Annotated in this window: 17 protein-coding genes; 7 read left to right on the top strand and 10 right to left on the bottom strand. The window is 67.7% G+C overall.

Annotated elements, in window-relative coordinates; genetic code table 11:
• Positions 1-3: 3 nt before the first annotated feature.
• From PSQ40_RS08795 to PSQ40_RS08785, 3 genes are read right to left on the bottom strand one after another with little or no spacing between them, the layout of a single operon-like run.
• Positions 4-3,696, bottom strand: a complete 3,693-nt coding sequence (locus tag PSQ40_RS08795; RefSeq protein WP_273950692.1) for a hydantoinase B/oxoprolinase family protein — start codon at positions 3,694-3,696, stop codon at positions 4-6.
• A gap of 2 nt (positions 3,697-3,698) precedes the next feature.
• Positions 3,699-4,442: an aspartate/glutamate racemase family protein gene (locus PSQ40_RS08790; protein WP_273950690.1), complete on the bottom strand. Its 744-nt coding sequence runs from the start codon at positions 4,440-4,442 to the stop codon at positions 3,699-3,701.
• A gap of 10 nt (positions 4,443-4,452) precedes the next feature.
• The gene (locus PSQ40_RS08785) at positions 4,453-4,998 is read right to left on the bottom strand and encodes a winged helix DNA-binding protein (protein WP_273950688.1); all 546 of its coding nucleotides are present in this window, start codon (positions 4,996-4,998) and stop codon (positions 4,453-4,455) included.
• A gap of 155 nt (positions 4,999-5,153) precedes the next feature.
• Here PSQ40_RS08785 and PSQ40_RS08780 point away from each other — a divergent pair, with 155 nt between their 5' ends.
• From PSQ40_RS08780 to PSQ40_RS08765, 4 genes are all read left to right on the top strand, one after another.
• Positions 5,154-6,146, top strand: a complete 993-nt coding sequence (locus PSQ40_RS08780; RefSeq protein ID WP_273950686.1) for a TRAP transporter substrate-binding protein — start codon at positions 5,154-5,156, stop codon at positions 6,144-6,146.
• A complete protein-coding gene (locus PSQ40_RS08775; protein WP_273950684.1) occupies positions 6,146-6,679 on the top strand; it encodes a TRAP transporter small permease in 534 nt (177 codons plus the stop codon). Before PSQ40_RS08780 ends, PSQ40_RS08775 begins: the two co-directional genes overlap by 1 nt.
• A 27-nt stretch (positions 6,680-6,706) precedes the next feature.
• Positions 6,707-8,017: a TRAP transporter large permease gene (locus PSQ40_RS08770; RefSeq protein ID WP_273950682.1), complete on the top strand. Its 1,311-nt coding sequence runs from the start codon at positions 6,707-6,709 to the stop codon at positions 8,015-8,017.
• A gap of 226 nt (positions 8,018-8,243) precedes the next feature.
• A complete protein-coding gene (locus PSQ40_RS08765) occupies positions 8,244-9,854 on the top strand; it encodes a methyl-accepting chemotaxis protein (protein WP_273950680.1) in 1,611 nt (536 codons plus the stop codon).
• A gap of 52 nt (positions 9,855-9,906) precedes the next feature.
• Here PSQ40_RS08765 and PSQ40_RS08760 read toward each other — a convergent pair whose 3' ends face one another.
• Together PSQ40_RS08760 and PSQ40_RS08755 are read right to left on the bottom strand one after the other, a co-directional pair.
• Positions 9,907-10,848 (bottom strand): M14 family metallopeptidase, encoded by a 942-nt coding sequence (locus tag PSQ40_RS08760; RefSeq protein ID WP_273950678.1) that lies wholly within the window; start codon positions 10,846-10,848, stop codon positions 9,907-9,909.
• 52 nt (positions 10,849-10,900) lie between these two features.
• Positions 10,901-12,163, bottom strand: a complete 1,263-nt coding sequence (locus PSQ40_RS08755; RefSeq protein WP_273950676.1) for an MFS transporter — start codon at positions 12,161-12,163, stop codon at positions 10,901-10,903.
• A 94-nt stretch (positions 12,164-12,257) separates the two neighbouring features.
• On the opposite strand from PSQ40_RS08755, the gene PSQ40_RS08750 reads away from it, so the two are divergent.
• Positions 12,258-13,121 carry an LOG family protein gene (locus PSQ40_RS08750; protein ID WP_273950675.1) on the top strand — a complete coding sequence of 288 codons (864 nt, stop codon included), beginning with the start codon at positions 12,258-12,260 and terminating at the stop codon, positions 13,119-13,121.
• 135 nt (positions 13,122-13,256) lie between these two features.
• Here the strand turns inward: PSQ40_RS08750 and PSQ40_RS08745 are convergent, their stop codons facing one another.
• The 5 genes from PSQ40_RS08745 to PSQ40_RS08725 form a co-directional block, all read right to left on the bottom strand.
• On the bottom strand, positions 13,257-14,465 hold the full coding sequence (locus tag PSQ40_RS08745) for an MFS transporter (protein ID WP_273950673.1): 1,209 nt from the start codon (positions 14,463-14,465) through the stop codon (positions 13,257-13,259).
• A gap of 8 nt (positions 14,466-14,473) precedes the next feature.
• Entirely contained in the window at positions 14,474-15,856 is a 1,383-nt protein-coding gene (locus PSQ40_RS08740; RefSeq protein ID WP_273950671.1) for a DNA recombination protein RmuC, read from the bottom strand.
• A gap of 7 nt (positions 15,857-15,863) precedes the next feature.
• On the bottom strand, positions 15,864-16,850 hold the full coding sequence (locus PSQ40_RS08735; RefSeq protein ID WP_273950669.1) for a 2-hydroxyacid dehydrogenase: 987 nt from the start codon (positions 16,848-16,850) through the stop codon (positions 15,864-15,866).
• A 66-nt stretch (positions 16,851-16,916) separates the two neighbouring features.
• Positions 16,917-18,098: a nicotinate phosphoribosyltransferase gene (gene pncB / locus PSQ40_RS08730; protein ID WP_273950667.1), complete on the bottom strand. Its 1,182-nt coding sequence runs from the start codon at positions 18,096-18,098 to the stop codon at positions 16,917-16,919.
• Positions 18,099-18,434: 336 nt separating this feature from the next.
• Positions 18,435-18,899, bottom strand: a complete 465-nt coding sequence (locus PSQ40_RS08725) for an acyl-CoA thioesterase (RefSeq protein ID WP_273950665.1) — start codon at positions 18,897-18,899, stop codon at positions 18,435-18,437.
• 316 nt (positions 18,900-19,215) lie between these two features.
• Here PSQ40_RS08725 and PSQ40_RS08720 point away from each other — a divergent pair, with 316 nt between their 5' ends.
• Both PSQ40_RS08720 and PSQ40_RS08715 read left to right on the top strand, forming a co-directional pair.
• Positions 19,216-20,205 (top strand): Bug family tripartite tricarboxylate transporter substrate binding protein, encoded by a 990-nt coding sequence (locus tag PSQ40_RS08720; RefSeq protein ID WP_273950663.1) that lies wholly within the window; start codon positions 19,216-19,218, stop codon positions 20,203-20,205.
• Positions 20,206-20,407: 202 nt separating this feature from the next.
• Positions 20,408-22,651: an O-linked N-acetylglucosamine transferase, SPINDLY family protein gene (locus PSQ40_RS08715; protein WP_273950661.1), complete on the top strand. Its 2,244-nt coding sequence runs from the start codon at positions 20,408-20,410 to the stop codon at positions 22,649-22,651.
• Positions 22,652-22,790: the final 139 nt, after the last annotated feature.

Raw genomic sequence — 22,790 nt, 5'->3', positions numbered from 1 at the left:
GCCTCAGGCCCCCTGGCCCACCGGGCCGTAACCGCCACCGCCCGGGGTTTGCACCTCGAAGATGTCGCCCGGCTGCATGTCGGCCTGACCAATGTGCGCCAGGGTCTCGACCCGACCATCGGCCCGCAACACCCGGTTCTGCCCCACCGCCCCGGGCTGGCCACCGGCCATGCCAAAGGCCCCACGCAGGCGCCCGTTGGACAGGATGCTGGCCGTCATCGGTTCGAGGAAGCGGATGCGGCGCACGCCGCCATGGCCCCCTTGCCACTGACCAGCGCCGCCTGAGCCCTGGCGGATCTCGTAGCTCTCGAGGCGCACCGGGTAGCGGAACTCCAGCACCTCGGGGTCGGTCATGCGCGAGTTGGTCATGTGGGTTTGCACCACGCTGGTGCCGTCAAACCCGCCCGTGACCTGCCCTTGGGCGTCGAACACCGCGCCTGCACCACTGCCGCCACTGATGGTCTCGTAGTACTGGTAACGCGCATTGCCGAAGGTGAAGTTGTTGACCGTGCACTGGCTGGCCGCCATCAGACCCAGCGCGCCAATCAACGCGTTGGTGATGCAGGTGGAGGTCTCCACGTTGCCGGCCACCACCGAAGCGGGTGGGCGCGGCGACAGCATCGAGCCTTCCGGGATGATGACCTTCAGCGGCTTCAGGCAGCCCGCGTTGAGCGGGATGTCGTCGTCCACCAGGGTGCGGAACACGTACAGCACCGCAGCCATGCACACCGCCGTGGGGGCGTTGAAGTTGTTGAGTTGCTGCTCGCTGGTGCCGCTGAAGTCGATCTCGGCGCTGCGCTCGGCGGCATTGACGCGGATGGCCACCTGAATCTGTGCCCCGTTGTCCAGCGGCAGCGTGAACTGGCCGTCCTTCAGGCGCGTGATGGCGCGGCGCACCGACTCTTCGGCGTTGTCCTGCACATGGCCCATGTAGGCCTGGACCACGTCGAGGCCAAACTGCGCGACCATTTTGCGCAGCTCCTGCACCCCCTTTTCGTTGGCGGCGATCTGCGCCTTCAGGTCGGCCAGGTTCTGCGCCGGGTTGCGGCTGGGGAACTCGCCGCTCTCCAGCAAGGCCACCATCTCGGCCTCGCGCAGCACACCTTGCTCGACCAGCTTGAAGTTGTTGATCTGCACGCCCTCTTCTTCGATGCGCGTCGAGAAGGGGGGCATGGAGCCGGGCGTGATGCCACCGATGTCGGCATGGTGGCCGCGCGAACCCACATAAAACAGCGGTTGCTCGTCGGCCGCCTGGCCCAGGTAGACCGGGGTGATGACGGTCACGTCAGGCAGGTGGGTGCCACCGTGGTAGGGGTCGTTGAGCGCGTACACATTGCCAGGCTTCATCTGGCCGGCGTTCTCGCGGATGACGGTCTTGATGCTCTCGCCCATCGAGCCCAGGTGCACCGGCATGTGCGGGGCGTTGGCGATCAGGTTGCCTGCGGCGTCAAACAGCGCGCAGCTGAAGTCCAGGCGCTCCTTGATGTTCACCGAGTAGGCGGTGTTCTGCAGTTGCAGGCCCATCTGCTCGGCGATGTTCATGAACAGGTTGTTGAACACCTCCAACAGCACCGGGTCGGCCGTGGTGCCGGCCGCGAAGGTCACGGCACGCGCCACGCGGCGGTCCAGCACCAGGTGGTCCAGGGCGGTCAGTGTGGCCTCCCAGCCAGGCTCGACCACGGTGGTGGCGTTCTTCTCGGCGATGATCGCCGGGCCCGGGATCACGTCACCGGGGCGCAGGTCCTCGCGCACCACCAGGGCCGCGTCGTGCCAGGCACCGCCCGAGTACAGGCGCACGGTTTCACGGCGCGGCACCTCGCGCACCGGGTTCAGGGCGTGGCGCGGCTCGGCCGGGGCATCGCCGGCCACCACCGCCTCGACCGACACGGCCTCGACCATCAGGCCCTTGCCCTGCATCAGGAAGGCAAAGCGCTGGCGGTAGGCCTGCTCGAAACCGGCCTGCACCGCGGCCAGGGTGGCCTCGGCGTCCAGGCCGCCGGGGTAGTTGACCACCAGGGCCGAGTCGCTGCCCTCGTAGCGCACATGCACACGGCGCTGGGTGCGGATCTCACCGGCGCTGACCTCTTGACGGGTCAGCTCGCCCTCGGCGGCGGCGGCCAGCTTGTGCAGGCTTTGCTCGATGTCGGCCAGCGCCGAGGCGCTGAGCTTGAGCTCAATGGCCTGCTCGCGGATCACGCTCTGGTCGGCCAGGCCCATGCCGTAGGCCGACAGCACCCCCGCCAGCGGGTGCACAAACACGCGCGTCATGCCCAGGGCGTCGGCCACCAGACAGGCGTGCTGGCCACCGGCCCCGCCAAAGCACTGCAGGGTGTAGCGGGTCACGTCGTAGCCCCGCGCCACCGAGATCTTCTTGATCGCGTTGGCCATCTGCTGCACCGCGATCTGGATGAAACCTTCGGCCACTTCCTCGGCCGAGCGCCCGCTCTGGCGCGCCAGCTCAGCGAATTTTTCGCGCACCACATCGGCGTCGAGTGCCTCGTTGGCCTGCGGGCCGAACACCTTGGGGAAGTAGCGCGGCTGCACCTTGCCCACCATGACGTTGGCGTCGGTCACGGCCAGCGGGCCACCGCGGCGGTAGCTGGCCGGGCCCGGGTTGGCCCCGGCACTTTGCGGACCGACGCGGAAACGCGCGCCATCAAACTGCAGCAGCGAGCCGCCACCCGCCGCCACGGTGTGGATGCTCATCATCGGGGCGCGCATGCGCACCCCGGCGACCTGGGTTTCAAACTCGCGCTCGAACTCACCCTGCAAGCCGCCGCGGAAGTGGCTCACATCGGTCGAAGTGCCGCCCATGTCAAAGCCGATCACGTCGTCGTGCCCGGCCAGACCCGCGGTGCGTGCCATGCCCACAATGCCCCCTGCCGGGCCGCTCAGGATGGCGTCCTTGCCCTGGAACACATGGGCGTCGGTCAGGCCTCCGGACGACTGCATGAAGAACAGGCGCACGCCGGGCATCTCGCCGGCCACCTGGTCCACGTAGCGGCGCAGGATGGGCGACAGGTAGGCGTCGACCACGGTGGTGTCGCCGCGGCTGACGAACTTCATCAGCGGGCTGGTCTCGTGCGAGGTGCTGATCTGGCTGAAGCCGATCTCCACCGCGATGCGGCGCGCGGCCTGTTCGTGCGCGGTGTAGCGGTAGCCGTGCATGAAGACCACCGCCACGCTGCGCAGGCCGCGCTCGAAGGCGGCTTGCAGGTCGTGGCGCAAGCGCGCCTCGTCGAGCGCATGCACCAGCTCGCCGTTGGCGCCCACGCGCTCCTCGGCCTCGATGACTTCGCGGTACAGCAACTCGGGCAGCACGATGCGGCGGTCAAACAGGCGCGGTCGGTTTTGGTAGGCAATGCGCAGCGCATCGCGGAAGCCGCGCGTGGTCACCAGCAGCGTGGGCTCGCCCTTGCGCTCGAGCAGCGCATTGGTGGCCACCGTGGTGCCCATCTTCACGCACTCGACCTGCTCCGGGGTGATGGGCTCGCCGGGCTTCAGGCCCAGCAGGTGGCGGATACCCGCCACGGCCGCGTCCCGGTACTGCTCGGGGTTCTCGGACAGCAGCTTGTGGGTCAAGAGGGAGAAGCTGCCGTCGGCGTTGGGCTTCTTGGCGACGATGTCGGTGAAGGTACCGCCCCGGTCGATCCAGAACTGCCAGCGGGCGGGCTTCGGGGCAACAGAAACTTGCATGGTCAGAACTCAGCGTGTGAAGGGTGAATGAAGGAGGGATGGGCCACCGCCCGGTCGCCCAACAGGCGGCTGGACTGCAGCAGGGTCAGCAACGACCAGCCCGTGGCATCGGCCACGGCCTGGGCATAGGGGGGCAAATTGGTGCACTCCAGCACCAAGTCGCGCAGTTGGGGGGCGCGGGCCTGCAACTGCAGCGCCGCAGCCACCACATCGCGTTCGGCCTGGGCCGGGTCCAGCGTGGCGGCATTGCCCAGGATGGACTGCACAAAATGGCAGTCCGGCGGCAGGCCCTGGATGCAGACATCGGCCAGGCGCTCCGGGGGCACCCCGGCGGCCAGCAGGTGCTGCGGGCCCAGGCCCTGGGCCTGGATGGTCAACACGCCCACCTGCGGCTGACGCCGCAGCAAGGCGGGCAGCGCCAGCAGGCTGGAGCTGACCACCGGCACCGGCACAGCAGCTTGCAAATGGGACTGCAACAGCACCAGAAAGCCGCAGCTGGTGGTGATGGCCTGAGCGCCCTGCGCCACCAACTGGCGCGCGGCGTCCACAAACACCGGGGCCAGGCCCGAGCCCAGCAAGGCCTCGGCCGAGCCCACCACGCGCTGGGGCACGGCGCCCGACACCACCTGGGTCAACACCTCGGCGGGGTAGCTGTCGGCCCGCCCCAGGTCGCCCGGCGGGCGCGGAAAACGCGTGTCCAGCCGGATCAGGCCAAGGCGTGCGGGCGCAGACTGGGGCGTGCTCACCGGCGCAGACTCACAAAGAGGCGGCGGCGCGCGCCGCCTGGTCGTACATGCCAGACAACACGCGCAGCAGGCGGGCCAGCTCGCCGATGTCCCGATTCAGTGCATCGTCGGCCTTCATGGCACCAATCAGGCACGACTCGCGGATGGCCCGGTAACGCGCCACGCTCTCGCGCCCGGCGTCCGTGCAGGCGTAGGTGACTTCCTTGCCATTCTTGCTGGCCTGCACCACCCCGAGGTTGACCAGCTTCTTGAGCGCGTAGTTGATCAGGTGGGTGTCCTCGACATTCATGATGAAGCAGATGTCGGCCAGGCGCTTGTTGCGCGCGCGGTGCGTGACGTGGTGCAACACCAGCACATCGAGCGGGGTCAGGTCTTTGAGACCGGCGGCGCTCATGCAGTGCACGATCCAGCGGTGGAAGGCGTTGCCCGCCACCACCAGGCCAAACTCGAACTCACTCATTTCGGCACTTTGGTCGGAGACCAGGTGGGCCGAGGACACAATCAGAGGCCGATCGGTTTCGGCTGGCGTGTGGGTCGACGCAGACTTGGCGTTCATCGGTGTCCTGCCAGTTGGCATTGATGTTGCATGTGGCAGATTGTAGGCAGCACAATGACGATTTGCCAACAATTTGTTGACATTAAGTAGAAACCCGCATGATGCTGCCGTCCGTGAGGCTTACATTCACGTCACTCTTTCATTCCGGAGTTCCCATGAAGCGTCGTTCTCTCTCCTTTGCCGCAGCCGCCCTGGTGCTGGCCTCGACCTCCTCTTTCGCCCAAACCAAGTGGGACCTGCCCACCGCCTACCCGGCGACCAACTTCCACACCGAGAACTTGACCCAGTTCGCCCAGGACGTGGACAAGGCCAGCGCGGGCAAGCTCAAGATCACGGTGCACGCCAACGCCTCGCTGTTCAAGGCCAATGAGATCAAACGCGCCGTGCAAGGCGGTCAGGCCCAGATCGGCGAACTGCTGCTGGCCAACTTCGAGAACGAGAACCCGGTCTACGGCACCGACGGCATCCCCTTCCTGGCCTCGTCCTACGCCGAATCCAAGCGCCTGTACGACGCCCAGAAGCCGGTGCTCGAGAAGCTGCTGAACGCCCAAGGCATGAAGCTGTTGTACACCGTGCCGTGGCCGCCTCAAGGGGTCTACACCAAGAAGGAAATCGCCTCGGTGGCCGACCTGCGCGGCATCAAGTGGCGCGCCTACAGCCCGGCCACGGCCAAGATTGCTGAACTGATCGGCGCCCAGCCGGTGACCATCCAGGCGGCCGAACTGTCGCAAGCCCTGGCCACGGGCGTGATCGAAAGCTACATGAGCTCGGGCTCCACCGGCTACGACTCCAAGACCTACGAAAGCCTGAAGTACTGGTACGACACCCAGGCCTGGCTGCCCAAGGACGCGGTGATCGTCAACAAGAAGGCCTTCGACGCCCTCGACCCGGCCCTGCAAGCCGCCGTGGTCAAGGCCGCTGCCGACGCCGAAACCCGCGGCTGGGCCCTGAGCGCCGAAAAGAACGAGTGGTACAAGAAGGCGCTGACCGAAAAAGGCATGAAGATCATGCCGCCCTCGGCCAAGCTGAGCGCCGACCTGCGCCAGGTGGGCGACATCATGCTGGCAGACTGGCTCAAGAAGGCCGGTGCCGATGGTGAAGCCATCATCGCGGCCTACAAGAAGTCGGCCCCCGCGGCGAAGAAGTAATGCGCCGATTCCTGGATCGCCTTTACCTGGGCATGGGCGCCTTGGGCGCCGCCTTCATCGCGCTGATCTGCGTGCTGATGATTGCCCAGAGTGTGCTGCGTGAGTTCGGGGTGCGCACTGGCGCCCTGAACGACGTGGTGGCCTGGTGCTGTGCGGCGGCGGCGTTCTTCGCCATGCCGCACGCCTTCAAGCACGGGGACTTTGTGCGGGTGACGCTGCTGCTGGAGAAAGTGCCCAGCCGCCTGCGCCGCACCCTCGAGATCGCCTCGCTGCTGATCGGGGTCGCGGCCACCGGCTACCTGGCCTGGTCGGCCTGCCAGTTCACCTACGAGAGCTGGGAGTTCAACGACATCGCCCAGGGCCTGTTGCCGATCCCGATGTGGATTCCGCAGATGAGCTTTGCGATTGGCTCGGTGCTGCTGGTGGTGGCCCTGGTCGATGAGCTGGTCATCGTGCTGCGCGGGGGCGTGCCCACGTTCGTGCGCGAAGTCGAAGAGCGCCATGCGCGTGGCGACTTCTCCTCCGACGTCTGACCCCATCCAACCCAAAGAAAGAACAACATGGATGTCTTGATGGTGGGCGGCATTTTGCTGCTGCTCATGATGGTGCTTTTGTCGGGCGGGGTGTGGATTGCCATGACGCTGGCCATTTGCGGCTGGGTCGGTCAGGCCTTCTTCACCAGCACGGCGCCGGGGAAAAACCTGTTCTCCGCCTTCTGGGAAAGCAATGCCAGCTGGGAGCTGGCGGCGCTGCCGCTGTTCATCTGGATGGGTGAAATCCTGTTCCGGACCAAGCTCAGCGAAGAAATGTTCGAGGGCTTGCGCCCTTGGCTGAACCGCGTGCCCGGCCGCCTGATGCACACCACGATCCTGGGCTGCGGCATCTTTGGCTCGGTGTCGGGCTCGTCGGCGGCGACCTGCGCGACCATCTCCAAAGTGGCCTTGCCCGAGTTGATGAAGCGTGGCTACGACGAGAAGCAGGCGTTGGGTTCGCTGGCCACGGCCGGCACGCTGGGCATCCTGATCCCGCCCTCGATCACCATGGTGGTGTACGCGGTGGCGGCCGATGCCTCGATCATCCGCATCTTCCTGGCGGGCTTCCTGCCCAGCTTTTTGCTGATGGCCCTGTTCTCCGGCTACATCATGTGGTGGAGCCTGCGTCACCCCGACAAGGTGCCGGCGGCCGACCCGCCCAGCAGCTTCCTGCACAAGCTCAAGCAGTCGGGCAACCTGATCCCCTGCGCTGCGCTGATCGTGTTCATCTGCTGGGTGCTGATTGCCGGTTACGCCACCGCCACCGAGTGCGCGGCCTACGGCGTGCTGGGCTCGCTGGGCCTGGCCCTGTGGAGCCGATCGCTGACCTGGCAGAACTTCAAGGAAGGCCTGATGGGCACGACCCGCACCAGTTGCATGATCATGTTCATCCTGGCGGGTGCCGCGTTCCTGACCAAGACCATGGCCTTCACCGGCATCCCGCGGGAACTGGCCGAGTGGGTCGACGCCATGAACCTGTCGCCGTTCGCCCTGATCAGCGTGCTGGTGGTGGTGTACCTGATCCTGGGCACCGCCCTGGACGGCATCAGCATGATCGTGCTGACCAGCGCGGTGGTGTTGCCCATGATCCAGAAGGCCGGCTTTGACCTGATCTGGTTCGGCATCTTCATCGTGCTGCTGGTGGAAATCGCCGAGGTCACGCCCCCGGTCGGCTTCAACCTGTTCGTGCTGCAGAACATGACCGGCAAGGACAGCAACCTGATCGCCAAGGCCGCCATCCCCTTCTTTGCCTGCCTGGTGGTGTGCATTCTGCTGATCACGGTGTTCCCGGAGATCGTCACCTTCCTGCCCGACCTGGTGATGGGCAAAGACAAGTAAGTCCGCCTCAAGCCGCGGCCGGTGCCCGAGGGGCCAAGCCCTTCGGCCCGACCCGCGGGGTGCTGCGACGCCAGCGCCCCGGCGGCTTGATCGGCCCCGCCGTGGGCCCGAGCCCACGGCGGGGCGCATCGCTTCAAGCTGGCACGTTTCACGCTCTACCGTTGTGACGGCCCTGCGCCCAGCCGGGCACGGTGCCGCCGCCCCCCTCCGCTCCTTCCCGTTCAGCATGCTTCAACTCCCCCGCCCCGTGACGCCGCCCCGCCTTGCCACCGCCGTGGCCCCACCCGCCCGCCCGCACCTGTCGCTGGGCCAGAAACTGGGCCTGGCCTTTGGCCTGCTTGGCCTGGCGGTGGCCCTGCTGGGGGCCACCACCTGGCTGACCGGCCAGGCCACCACCAGCCAGGCCAAACGCCTGGCCGAAGAACGCCTGCCACTGGAGCGCGCCGTGCGCGACTGGAAGGCCCAGTCCATCAAGATCGGTGAACTGGCCCTGCGCGCCACCGGCTCGACCGATGTGTTCCCGGTGGCCAACGAGATGCGCACCCAGGCCCAGCAGGACGAGGTGCTGGTCCAAAACATCCAGCGGCTGATGGCCAGCCAGAGCAGCACCGACGCCACCGCCACCCAGGCGCTGGACAGCGCCCTGCAACAGCGCAGCCGCTACAGCCAGTTGCGCCAGCAGTTGGTGCAGAACGCGCTGGAGGCCAAGGTCATCAGCCAGAAAGAGCTGGCCGACCACGCCAGCGCCCTGCAGCGCTACCTGGCCAGCCTGGACAGCCTGCTGGCCGTGTCGGAAAGCACCGCCCAGGCCGATGCCAGCGCCATGATCGACAACGCGCAGCGCGCCCAGTGGATCAGCGCGGTGGCGGTGGCGCTGGTGGTGGGGCTGGCGGCACTGTTTGGCTGGCTGCTGCGGCGCTCCATCGTGCAGCCGCTGGCGGCGGCGTCCGAGGCCGCAGCGCGGGTCGCCGCGGGCAACCTGACGGTGCGCGTGGACGACCAGCGCCGCGACGAACTTGGCCAGTTGCTGCAGTCGCTGAACCAGATGGTGGCCTCGCTGAACCAGGTGGTGGTCGAGGTGCGCGACGCCGGCGACGCCATCCACACCGCGAGCGCCGAAGTGGCCCTGGGCAACCAGGACCTGAGCCAGCGCACCGAGCAAACCGCCAGCCGCCTGCAGGAGACCGCCAACAGCATGGACCAGCTCACCGGCATGGTGGCCACCAACGCCAGCAACACGCGCCAGGCGACGCAGTTGGTGCAGCAGGCCAGCGAGGTGGCCGAACGCGGCGGGGCCGTGGTGCAAGGCGTGGTCGACACCATGAACGAGATCCAGGCCAGCAGCCAGAAAATTGGCGAGATCGTGGGCCTGATCGATGGCATCGCCTTCCAGACCAACATCCTGGCGCTGAACGCGGCCGTGGAAGCCGCACGCGCGGGTGAACAGGGCCGTGGCTTTGCCGTGGTGGCGGGCGAAGTGCGCTCATTGGCCCAGCGCAGCGCGGCCGCGGCGCACGAGATCAAACACCTGATCGGTGCCAGCGTCGAGAAGGTGCGAGACGGTACCGAACGCGTCGACTCGGCGGGTCACACCATGGGGGAGATCGTGCACAGCGTGCAACGCATCAGCGCCATCATGGCCGAGATCAGTGCGGCCACCGAAGAGCAAAGCCAGGAGATTGGTCAGGTCAGCCAGGCGATCTCCGAGCTGGACCAGATGACGCAGCAAAACGCCGCGCTGGTGGAACAAGGTGCCGCCGCCGCGCAGAGCCTGCAGGAACAGGCCACCCGCCTGAGTTCGACCATGGGCTCGTTTGAATTGACGCGCCAGGGCTGAACCGCACCAGGGGACGCCCGCGGGGCTTGGGTGCGCAGCGGCTTGCCGGCGCTCAGGCCATGGGGCGGGTCAGGTAGACCGCCTCACGGCCCACGATGGGCTCGCGCGTGGGCATCAGGACCGTGCAGTCGTCGCACAGCGCGCGGATCTCGTGCGGGCCATCCTGGGCAATCAGCTCGCCCTTGGCAAAGCGCTCGAAACCGATCACCGGCCGCGTGAAGCGGAACTCCGAGGTCTGCACCATCAGCGTGGCCAGCAGCTCGAAGCACCGCTGTGGCACGCGCGGGCTGGTGGGCTCGGGGGGGGCAATCAAGCCGTGGTGGGCCAGAAAGCCCAGCGCGGCCGCGGTGGCCACGTCGGCCGAAGACTGGCGGAAATGCTGGCCACATTCGACCACCAGGGCCGAGCCGGCCGCGCTGCGGCCGTCACCATGTGCGCCGTGCTGGATCAGCGGCGTGCCCGAGCCCAGGCCGTTGGGCATCACCATGTGCACCGAGGGCTGACCCAGGGCCAGGGCCACGGCGGCGTTGCGCTCAAAGGCGGGGTAGACCCAGAACGGCACCACGTCCTGGCTGGTCGAGTGGATGTCCAGGATGTGGTCGGCCGCCATCACCACCGGGCGCAGCGCGCGGGCACGGCGCAGCTCAGGGCTGTCCTCGGGGCCGTCGAGCAGCTCGGGGTCCCAGACCCGGTTCAGGTTGTGCACCAGCTGGCGGCTCTCAAAGGGCTGGTGGATGTCGAACGATTCGTAGGCGGCCACATTGGCAAAGGACACCGTCAGCGTGCCCTTGAGCGGGCGCACGCCCTGGTCCAGCAGGTGCGTGGCGGCGACCATGCCGCACAGCTCGTTGCCGTGCGTGAGGGCATTGATGAGCACATGGGGGCCCGGCTGGCCAGAGTCGAAGCGGTGCACATAGTCAACGCCGACGTTGCCCTGGCGGTAGGCGCTGAGGTCGCGCGGCAAAACTTCAAAAACAGGTGTGGATGGACTCATGGCTCTGGGGCCTCCCTGGGAAATGAAACGGTGCATCGGCACCGCCCTGCATTCAACCAGCTTTTGCCGAAGCTTGCATGTGATCGCGTTGGGCCAGCGACGGAAACGCCTTGACCCACAGCGCCGCCACCAACACTGTGCCCACGCCCCCCAGCACCACCGAGCCCACCGGGCCCAGCAACGCCGCGGTAGCCCCCGACTCGAACTCACCGAGTTGGTTGCTGGCACCAATGAACACCGAGTTGACCGCACTGACCCGGCCGCGCATGGCATCCGGGGTCTCCAGCTGCACCAGGGTCTGACGCACCACCACGCTGACCATGTCCGCGGCCCCCGACACCGCCAGCGCGGCCAGGGACAGCCACAGGCTGGTCGAGACGCCGAACACCAGCGTGGCCAGGCCGAACACAGCCACCGCCCCGAGCAGCTTGCGGCCGACATGGCGCTCCAGAGGCCAGCGGGTCAGCCAGACCGACATCAGCAACGCCCCGGCCGCCGGGGCCGCGCGCAGCAAGCCCAGGCCCCAGGGCCCCACCTGGAGCACGTCCTTGGCGTAGATGGGCAGCAGCGCCACGGCCCCGCCCAGCAGCACCGCAAACAGGTCCAGCGACACGGCGCCCAACACCACCTTGCGGTCCCAGATGAAACGCACCCCGGCCATCAACGTGCCCAGCGACACCGGCTCGCGCGGCGCCGGCGCGTGGTCGTAATGCACCCCCAGGATCAGGCCAATGCCCAAGGCAAACAACACGCTGCAGGTCGCATACACCGCGGTGGCCCCGGCGACAAAGATCACCCCACCGAGCGCGGGCCCGCCAATGATGGCGGCCTGCATGCCCGCCGACGCAAAGGCCATGGCGCGCGGCAACAGGGCGGGCGGCACCAGCACGGGCGTCAGGGCCTGCTGCGCCGGCATCTGGAAGGCGCGCGCCGCGCCCAGCACCACCGACAGGCCCAGCAACCAGTCGCGGCTGATCCAAGCCCCTTCGGTGCCCAGCACCAGGATCAGGGCCACCAGCGCCTGCGACGCCACACACCCGGCGACGATGCGCGCCCGGTGCACCCGGTCGGCCACATGGCCTGCCACCAGGGTCAACAGCAGCGCCGGCACAAACTGGTAAAGCCCCACCAGGCCCAGGTCCCAAGCGCTGCCGGTCAGGTCGTACATCTGCCAGCCCACGGCCACCATCAGCATCTGGCTGCCGGTGGTGGCGGCCAGTCGGGTGAACCAAAAACGCATGAAAGCACGCTGCTGCAAGAGCACAGCAAAGCTGGACGTCGCGGGCTCGGACGCCCCTGAAACCGATTGAGTCATGGACTTCAGCATAGCAGCCCCGTCGGGTGTGGCGCCTACGCAAAAACCGCTGCAGTTCACCTGAAAAGCGCATGAGCAGCGGCACAATGAATCCATGGAAAGCAACACCCAACTCAACGACCGCCGCCTGGCCAACGCCTGGGCAGAACTGCAGGCCCACGCCAACGGTGGGGCTACGCTGGACGCCGATGCCTACCGCCTGGCCTTTGCCGACCCTGAATTCTTGATGCGGCGCGAAACCCGCGGCATCCGCTTCCAGTTGGAGATGCTCAAACCCGATCTGGCGCAGGCCGAACAGGGCATTGACAACACGGTGGTGGTGTTTGGCAGTGCGCGCTACCTGGCGCCTGAAGACGCTGCCACCGCCTTGGCCCAAGCCCAGGCCAGTGGTGACGCGGCGGCCCTGGCCAAGGCCCAGCAGGCCGTGCGCAACGCGCGCTACTACGACCTGGCGCGCCAGTTCGCGCGCCTGGTGGCGACCGAGAGCGAGAAGCGCCCGGTCAGCGAACGCCTGTACATCTGCACCGGGGGCGGCCCCGGCATCATGGAAGCCGCCAACCGCGGCGCCCATGACGTGGGCGCCCTCAACGTGGGCCTGAACATCGCCCTGCCCCACGAGCAAAGTGGCAACCCCTACATCTCGCCCAGCCTGTGCTTCAAGTTCCACTACTTTGCGCTGCGCAAGATGCATTTCATGATGCGCGCCAAGGCACTGGTGGCCTTCCCCGGGGGCTTCGGCACCCTGGACGAGCTGTTTGAGGTGATGACCCTGGTGCAGACCGGCAAGGCCAAGGCGGTGCCCATCGTGCTGTTTGGCAGCGACTACTGGAAGCGCCTGATCAACTTCGACCTGATGGTGGAAGAAGGCACCATCTCACCGCAGGACATCAAGCTGTTCCACTTCGCGGACGACCCGGCCACCGCCTGGCAACAGATCCAGGCCTTTTACGGCCTTTGAACCCCGACGGATCCCAGCGCGGGCCCAATTGGGGCGCAGTGATCCCAACCGGGGTTCACGGTGATGGCGGCCGCTTGTCCGCCCGCGGCCCGTCGGCCCACTGCCTGCCAACCGCCGGCGGTGGCAGCCAACCGCTCAATGCGACGGCGGCGGTGGGGTGGGCGCGGGCAGCTGCGCGTGCCGCATGCCCCAGGCCAGGCGTGAACCCAGGCCGACCAGGGCCCCCGAGGCCCAGAACACCGAGCCAATGCCCACCAGCGCACCGGCCGAACCAAACAGCATCGGCATCATCACGCTGGAGGCGTTGATGGTCATCAGGCGCAGGCCCAGGGCCTCGCCGTGGCGGTCGTGCGGCGTGATCTGGTGCAGGGTGCTCATGATCATGGGCTGCACCGCCCCCAGGGCAAAGCCCGCCAGCACCGAGCACAAGCCCATCGCCCAAGGCCCTTGCAGCAGCGGGTAGACCGCAAACAACAAGGCCGTGGCCAGCATGGCGCTCATGATCACGGCCCACTCGCGCACGCGCTCGGCGAACCAGGGCAGCAGCAAACGCACGGCTGACGCCGACACCGCGAACGCCCCCAGCAAGGCCCCGATCACCGAGGCGCTGAGGCCCCGTTCGTGCCCCAGGATGGGCACCACAAAGGTGTGCACATCCCAGCACGAGGACAGGAACCAGTTCAACAGCAACAGGCGCCTGAAGCCTTCGTCACGCAACAGGGACCAGGCCGGGCGACGTTGATCGGCGGGGGGCACCGCCACCGCAGGCAAGGCCCGCACCGAACGCAGCCAGGCCCAGGCCAGCAGGGGCAAGGCGGCCATCAGGGCAAAGGCCGCCCGAAAACCTAGGTGGTCGATCATCAAGCCCGCCAGGAACGGGCCGACAAAGTTGGACACCGCCGGCCCCAGCGACAGCCAGCTGAAGACCCGTTTCAGCTCGGTCGGCCCCTCGGCCAGGCGGCCGACGTGGCGCTGCAGCGCGATCACGGCGGCACCTGCCGCCCCGCCCGTGCACAGCGCGGCCACACAGAGGCACAGGTAGTGGGGCCAGATCACGGCCAGCCCCGCGCCACCACACGCCACCCCGACGCACCAGGCCAGCGGCCTGTGCAAGCCGTGTCGGTCCGCAAAGCGCCCCGCGGGCAAGGCCAGGAACACCTGGGTCAGCGCGAACAAGGCCAGCAGCACGCCCACGGCCGCCGCGCTGTAGCCCTGCTGCAGCGCCAGCAGCGGCGCGGCCATGCGCATGCCCGCCATGGTGGCGTGGATGCAGACCTGGGCCGAAATCAGCCGCAGCAGTTCGGCATTGAGGCGGCGCGTCGAATCCGTGGCGTGGGCGTCCATCACTCGGCTCAACCCGCGTCCAGGTCCCCCGCAGCGGGGGCCACCGGGCGGCCAGCCCCCAACTCAGGCAACAAGCGCTCGGCGTCGGGCCCGGGCAGGGCTTCGACGTTTTTCAGGGCGCGGTTCATGACGTTGCTGCGCGTCTGCGCCTTGTCCAGGGTGTTGAGCACGGTCTGGGTTTGCTCCTTGACCTTGGCCAGCACCTCGCCAAACTTGTTGAACTCGGTCTTGACGGCCCCCAGCACCTGCCAGACTTCGCTGGAGCGGCGCTCCAGCGCCAGCGTGCGAAAGCCCATGTGCAGCGCGTTCAGCATGGCCATCAGGGTGGTGGGGCCCGCCAGGGTGACGCGGTGCTCCTGCTGCAGCAGTTCGATCAGCCCCGGGCGGCGCAGCACCTCGGCGTACAGGCCTTCGGTGGGCAAGAACAGGATCGCAAAGTCGGTGGTGTACGGGGGCTCGACGTACTTCTCGGCAATGGACCTGGCCTCGGCGCGGATGCGCATTTCCAGCGCCTTGCCGGCCGCCTCGGCGGCCACCGCGTCGGCGCGCTGCTGGGCTTCCAGCAGGCGCTCGTAGTCCTCGTTGGGAAACTTGGCGTCGATCGGCAGCCACAGCGGGCGCCCGTCCTCGGACTTGCCTGGCAGGCGGATCGCAAAGTCGACCGGGCTCTTGCTGCCGGGCCGGGTCACCACCTGCTCGGCGTACTGGTCGGGCGCCAGCACCTGCTCCAACAAGGCGCTGAGTTGCGCCTCACCGAACATGCCCCGGGTTTTGACATTGCTCAGCAGGTGCTTCAGGTCGCCGACGCCCTGGGCCAAGGTCTGCATCTCGCCCAGGCCTTTGTGCACCTGGTCGAGTCGGTCGGCCACCTGCTTGAAGCTCGCGCCCAGCCGGGCCTCGAGCGTGGCCTGCAGCTTCTCGTCGACGGTCTGGCGCATCTCGTCGAGCTTGGCCGCGTTGTTGTGCTGCAGCTGGGCCAGTTGCGCCTCGAGGGTGGCGCGCACCTCGCTCAAGCGCCGCGCATTGGATTCACTGAGGCCCTGGATCTGCACCGACAGGGTGTCGGTCAGGCTTTTCTGCAACAGGCCCAACTGCTGGCCGAAGGCGTCAATCTGGCTGTTCTGGGTGCGCGTGGCCTCGGCGCTTTGCAGCACCAGGGTCTGCTGGAAGGTGGCCAGCACCTGGCTCAACTCCTGGCGGGTGGCCCGGGCCGACTCGGCCAGCTCGCGGCGCAGCTCGCGTTCGCTGCGCTCGACGGCAGCGGTCAAGGCGGCGGTCGCACTGGCCACCGCCTCGTGGGACGACGCGGGCCGGCGCAACAGCAGGGCCAGCAACAGCACCAGCAGCAGCGCGTACAGCCCGCCAAAAATCAGGGTCTCTCCAGCGGGCATGCGTGACTCAGGCCGACGCCAACACCGACGGGTTCAACGGCGTGACAGGGCGCCCCTGGGTCAGGAAGCCAATCAGGTTGTCGGCGGCCAACTGGGCCATGGCGCGGCGGGTGGTCATGGTGGCACTGGCGATGTGGGGCGTGAGCACCACGTTGGGCACGGTCAGCAGGTCCGGGTGCACCGAGGGCTCGCCTTCGAACACATCCAGCCCGGCGGCCGCGATGCGGCCTTCGCGCAGGGCCTGGGCCAGCGCGGCATCGTCCACGATGCCTCCCCGGGCGATGTTGATCAGCGTCGCGGAGGGCTTCATCAGGGCCAGCTCAGCGGCTCCGATGGTGTGGTGCGAGGCCGCGCTGTAAGGCACCACCAGCACCACATGGTCGGCGGTGCGCAGCAGTTCTTCCTTGCCCACGTACTGGGCCTGGCACTGGGCCTCGAGCTCGGGCGAGAGGCGCGAGCGGTTGTGGTAGATCACCTTCATGCCAAAGCCCAGCGCACCGCGGCGGGCCACGCCCTGGCCAATGCGCCCCATGCCGATGATGCCCAGCGTGGCGCCATGCACCTCGGTGCCAGCGAACAGGTCATAACGCCACTTGGTCCACTCACCGCGGCGCAGGTAGTGCTCGCTTTCGGTGACACGGCGCGCCGTGGCCATCAGCAGGGCAAAGCCGAAATCGGCCGTCGTCTCGGTCAGCACGTCGGGGGCGTTGGTGGCCAGCACGCCGCGGGCGGTCATGGCGTCGACGTCGAAGTTGTTGTATCCCACGGCCATGTTGGCGCAGATCTTGAGCTGCGGGCAGGCGGCCAGCAGCTCGGCGTCGATGCGCTCACTGCCGGTGGTGAAGGCCCCGTGCTTGTCGGCCAGGCGGCGCGCCAGCTCGGCTTTGGACCACAGCACATCGTCCTGGTTGGACTCGACCTCGAAGTGCTCGCTGAGCAGGGCCAGGGTTTCAGGGAAAACGGCGCGGGCTACCAGAATTTTGGGCTTGGTCATGGAACAGACAGGGCTTGGGACAACAAACGCACAGCCCCTGCGCAAGCCGGGGCTGGCACGGAAAGCTCAGGGCGAGGCGATCTCGAACACCTGGCGCAGGTAGGCCAGGTACTTCTCGTCGTCGCACATGTTCTTGCTCGGCGAATCGGACAGCTTGGCCACCGGCTGGCCGTTGCAGCGCGTCATCTTGATGACGATCTGCAAGGGCTCATAACCCAGGTCATTGGTCAGGTTGGTGCCAATGCCAAACGCCAGCAGGCAGCGGCCGCGGAACTGCTGGTACAGCTCGATGGTGCGCGGGATGGTCAGGCCGTCGCTGAAGATCAGGGTCTTGGTGCGCGGGTCGACGCGGTTGTTGCGGTAGTGCTCGATCAGGCGCTCGCCCCAGGCGAAGGGGTCGCCACTGTCGTGGCGGGCGCCGTCAAACAACTTGCAGAAGTACAGGTCGAAGTCGCGCAGAAACGCATTGATGCCGTAGACGTCGCTGAGCGCAATGCCCAGGTCACCCCGGTACTCTTTGGCCCAGGACTCGAAGCCGAACACCTGGCTGTCGCGCAGCCGCGGCCCCAGGGCCTGGCACGCCTGCAGGTACTCGTGGGCCATGGTGCCCAGCGGGGTCAGGCCCAGGCGCATGGCGGCCAGCACGTTGCTGGTGCCCGCAAACTGGTCGCCCTGGCCTTTGCCCAGGCGGTTGTTGAGCACGCGCAGCACCTCTTCGTGCCAGGCGCGCGAGAAACGGCGCCGCGTGCCGTAGTCGGCGATCTTGAGGTTGGACAAGCCTTCGCCCTGCAACTGCGCAATCTTCACATCCAGGCGGCGGCGCCCCTCGGGGAAGTCCGGCACCGACTGGGTGTTGCGGAAGTACACCTCGTTGACGATGGCCAGCACCGGGATCTCAAACAGGATCGTGTGCAGCCAGGGCCCGCGGATCGTGATGTCGATCTCGTTGGAGGGCAGCGGCGTGATGGTGATGTACTTCTCGTTGAGCCGGAACAGGCCCAGGAAGTCGACAAAGTCGCTCTTGATGAAGCGCATCGAGCGCAGGTATGCCAATTCGGCGTCCTGGAAGTGCAGGCTGCACAGGGAGCGCACCTCGTCGCGGATCTCATTGGCGTAGGCCGCCAGGTTGACGCCCGGGTTGCGGCAGCGGAAACGGTATTCCACTTGGGCCCCAGGGAACTGGTGCAGCACCACCTGCATCATGGTGAACTTGTACAGGTCGGTGTCGAGAAGGCTGGTGATGATCATGGTGTGCTGCGGCAAGGGGGGCCGCACTGTCGACGGTCGGGGCCGGTGCGGCTTCGGGCTGGCAAGCCCGCCCGAAACCTGGGAACCAAAGAAGAACCTGGCCCATATTGTGGCACCGACGCCCGAGGCTGGCAGATCCGCCCCGCTGCGGCCCGGTGGGGCTCGCAGCCATTGAACGCCAGGTGAATTTTGCGCTCAGAGCGCCGCCCCGGGAGGCGCGATGGTCACTGGGGGCACACACCATTGGCGATCCAGCCCATCGCCAGTGCAGAGGTCACCCCGCCCCATGGACCCAGGGGGGCCGAACATCGGTCAGCGCCTTAGCGCCTCAACGCGTCAGCGCGTCAGGCCCTGGAGCACGGCCCGCAAAGGGGCCGGCACCGGCACCGGTCGGCGGGTTTCGCGGTCAACATAGACATGGACAAAATGCCCTTTGGCAGCCGTCAGCGGCGCGCCCTCGGCAAACAGGCCAACCTCATAACGCACGCTGCTGTTGCCCAGACGCGCCACGCGGATACCGGCTTCGATGTTTTGCGGAAACGCCAGCGGGGCAAAGTAATTGCATTGGGTTTCGATCACCAAGCCAATCGTGGCGCCCTGGTGAATGTCCAACACGCCTTGTTCGATCAAGTAGGCGTTGACCGCCGTGTCAAACCAACTGTAGTAGACGACGTTGTTCACATGGCCGTAAACATCGTTGTCCATCCAGCGCGTGGTGATGGTCCGAAAAGCAGCGTAGGCCGTTCTTTCTTCAGGCCCCTGACGAGAGTGATCACTCACCTTGGCGGCTTCATTCGGCATGGTTGGCTCCGTGTTCTCAGGGGCCAGGGCGGTCAACCAACCGCCCGGCCCGTCCTGCATTGATTCGATGTTCAACCGCGTCCGGCGCGGGCCAGCGCCGCGCTCCAGCCCCGAGCGCGGCCAACCCATGGCGGTGGCCAGCGGCTGGCGTGGGCCACCGGACGCGCCGCCGATAATACAGCGCCCCCCGCGGGCGGGACTGGGTCAGGCGTCCCCTGCCGGACAGGCGATGGCCCCATTCGCCGAGGCGGGCCCGGCCCCAGTGGCCCAGACCCGAGGCCTTTCATTTTCAACAACAAGACAGGGAGTTCACTTCATGACATTCAGCCGACAAGTGCTGGGCCTTTTGGCGCCCGCGCTCAGCCTGGCACTGCTGGCCCCACTCAGCCCAGCCCAAGCCCAAGCCACCGCCCCGTTTCCGAGTCAGCCGATCCACATCGTGGTCGGCTTCCCACCCGGGGGCGTGCCCGACACCCTGGCGCGCATCCTGGCCGAGAAGGCCAACCTGGGCCAGCCCATCGTGGTGGACAACAAGCCGGGCGCCGGCGGCAACCTGGGTGGCGAAACCGTGGCCAAGGCCAAGCCGGACGGGTACACCGTGATGATGGGCGGCATCGCAACCCACTCCATCAATGGCTCGATCTACCCGAACCTGCCCTTTGACATGGTGAAGGACTTCAGCCCGATTTTGTGGGTGGCGGCCACCCCGAACGTGCTGGTGGTGCACCCCTCGGTCCCCGCCCACAACGTGGCCGAGCTGATCGCCCTGGCCAAGGCCCAGCCGGGCCAGCTGACCTACGGGACGCCGGGCATCGGCACCTCGCCGCATGTGGCGGGCGAGATGTTCAACGCCATGGCTGGGGTCAAGCTGACCCATGTGCCCTACCGAGGCCGCGCCCAGGCGGTGCCCGAGTTGCTGGGCGGCCACATTGCCACCATGTTCGACAACCTGCCCTCGGCGCTGCCCGCGATCCGCGAAGGCAAGGTGCGCGCGCTGGGGATCACCAGTTTGAAACGCTCCGCCTCGGCCCCTGACATTCCCACGTTGGCAGAGCAAGGCCTCACGGGGTTCGAAGCCGACTCCTGGCTGGCCATTTTTGGCCCTGGCAAGCTGCCACCGGACGTCCAGGCCAAGTTGGCCGCTGAAGCCCAACGCGTGTTCAGTCTGCCCGACGTGCAAGCGCGCATGCGGGCCCTGGGCATGGAGCCCATCGCGGCAGGCCCCAGCCAACTGGCCGCCCACCAGCGCAGCGAGATCGCCAAATGGGCCAAGGTGATCCGCGACGCCGGCATCAAGCCCGAGTGACGCTGGGCCGCGGTGCGCCGCCCTGGCGCGGCGCGGCCCTGGTCCCGGCCTGACGACGAGCAGCCAGGGATCCCCCAGCGGCTGGGCGAGCGGGCGGCGCGGTTAACATGCGGCATCGAGGTGTGTTCAAGGTCTGTTTCGACAGACCAACGGAGACACCAGACCCCGTGCCTGCTGAAAGTTTCCGCTTGCCCGATTGACCATGAGTGCCTCGCTCCGCGCCGAGACCGCCACGTCCGCTTCGCCCACCGACCCCCAGGCCGCCGTCGCGGCGGGGCTGAGCTGTCACCGCCAGGGGCGCCTGGATGAAGCCCGGGCCCATTACCACCAGGCGCTGAGGGCCGACCCGGGGCAGGTGCAGGCGCTGCATTTCCTGGGCATCTCGTACGCGCAGGCCCAGCAGCCCGACCTGGCGCTGCCCTGGTTGGAACAAGCCTGCCAACTCGCCCCCGCCGAGGCCCCACTGCACTACAGCCTGGGCAATGTGCTCAGCGACCTGGGTCAACACGAGGCGGCGGTGGCGGCCTACCAAACGGCCTTGCAGCATCAACCCGGCTGGGTCGCGGCCTGCAACAACCTGGGTCTGGCCTGGCGCGCCCTGGGCCGGCATGGCGAGGCGCTGGCCGCTTTTGAGCAAGCCCTGCAAACCCAACCCACCTATGCGGTCGGGCACAACCACAAGGGCCTCACACTGGTGGCCCTGGGCCAGACCACCAGCGCCCTGCCCTGCTACGAACAGGCCCTGCAACTGAACCCCCGCTATGCCGAAGCCCACGCCAACCTGGCCAGTGCGCTGGACCAGTTGGGCCAGCATGACGACGCGCGCGCCCACTGGGCTCAGGCGGTGCAGTGGCGGCCGCAGGATGTCCAGGCCCGGCTGGGCCTGGCCCGCAATGGACTGGCGCGGCGCCAGGCCGGCGAGGCGGTCGCCACCCTCGAGCCACTGCTGAGCCAGCCTGCCGTGCCCGATGCGGTGCGCCACCTGCTGGGCGTGGCGCGGCTGGAACTGGGCGATTACGCCGGCGCCATCGCCCTGTTGGAGCCCCTGCGCGAGGCCACGCCGCCGCTCCCTTTTCTGCTGGGGGAACTGGCGCACGCCCGCTTGCAGTCGGCGGACTGGGCGGGCCTGGACGGGCTGCGGACCCAGATCGAGGCCGGCCTGCGCCAGCGCCAGCCCACGGTCCTGCCCTTCACGGCCCTGAGCCTGACCGATGACCCGGCCTGGCAGCGCCAGGCGGCCGAGCTGTTCCTGGCCCACGAGTACCCCGCCTGGCTGCCTGCGGTGCCCGAGCGCCCCGCCCCACGGCCCCGGGCAAGCCGGACCAAAGTCCGGCTCGCCTACCTGTCGGCGGACTTCCACCTGCACGCCACCACCCACCTGATGGCGGAGCTGTTTGAGCTGCACGACCGACAGCGCTTCGAGCTGATCGCGCTGTCGTATGGCCCGCGCTGGGAAGACCCCGCGCGGCAACGCCTGCGCGCCGCCTTTGACCAGTTCTGGGAGGTGGACGACCTCAGCGATCCAGCCATCGCCCAGCGGGCCCGGGCGCTGGGCGTGGACATCGCCATCGACCTCAAAGGTTTCACCACCTGGGGCCGGCCGGGCATTTTTCTGCACCGCGCCGCGCCCTTGCAGGTCAGTTACCTGGGCTACCCAGGCACCTGGGGCCACCCGGTCATGGACTATGTGATCGCGGACCGCCACGTCATCCCGCCGCAGGCCCGGGATCATTTCAGTGAGAAGGTGGTCTACCTGCCTCACAGCTACCAGGTCAACGACCGCCAGCGCGCTGTTTCCACGCGCCAATACGCGCGCGCCGACTGCCAGCTGCCGCCCCAAGGGCTGGTCTTTTGCTGCTTCAACAACACCTACAAGATCAGCCCCGAGACGTTCACCGTGTGGATGCGCATCCTGCAGCGCTGCCCCGGCAGCGTGCTGTGGCTGCTGGAGGACAACCCCCACGCCCAACAACGACTTCAGGCGGCCGCCCAAGCGCAGGGCGTGGCCCCGGAACGGCTGGTGTTCGCACCCCGCTGGCCCTCGGCCGAGCACCTGGCCCGCCAAACGCTGGCCGACCTGGTGCTGGACACCTTCACCTACAACGCCCACACCACCGCCAGCGATGCGCTGCGCGCAGGGGTGCCTGTGCTGACCTGCCCCGGCGCCAGCTTTGCCAGCCGGGTCGCCGCCAGCCTGAATGCCGCGGTGGGCCTGCAAGCCCTCAACTGCGCCAGCCCAGCCGACTACGAAGCCGAGGCCGTGGCACTGGCCCAGCAGCCTGAGCGCTTGCAAGGCCTCAAGCAACACTTGCGCGAGCAGGGCCTGCAAGCGCCCCTGTTTGACAGCCCCCGCTTCACGCGCGACCTGGAAGCCGCCTACCTCGCCATGCTGGACCGGCAAGACCAGGGCTTGCCCCCCTCCCACCTGGCACTGCCGCCGACCTGACGCCCACGCCAGGCCGGATCCAGCCCCGAGGGGCGCCTCGGACCGGGCTTGGCTCAGCCCTTAGAATTGTTCGACTTCTTACAAAACCCCGCTTTTTGCCCCCGACGGGACCGGCCCGCGCCTCGACGGCGGCCCAGCG

The organism is Curvibacter cyanobacteriorum (assembly GCF_028649475.1).
Classification (GTDB): domain Bacteria; phylum Pseudomonadota; class Gammaproteobacteria; order Burkholderiales; family Burkholderiaceae_C; genus Curvibacter; species Curvibacter cyanobacteriorum.
This window is presented reverse-complemented; position numbering and strand designations above follow the sequence as displayed.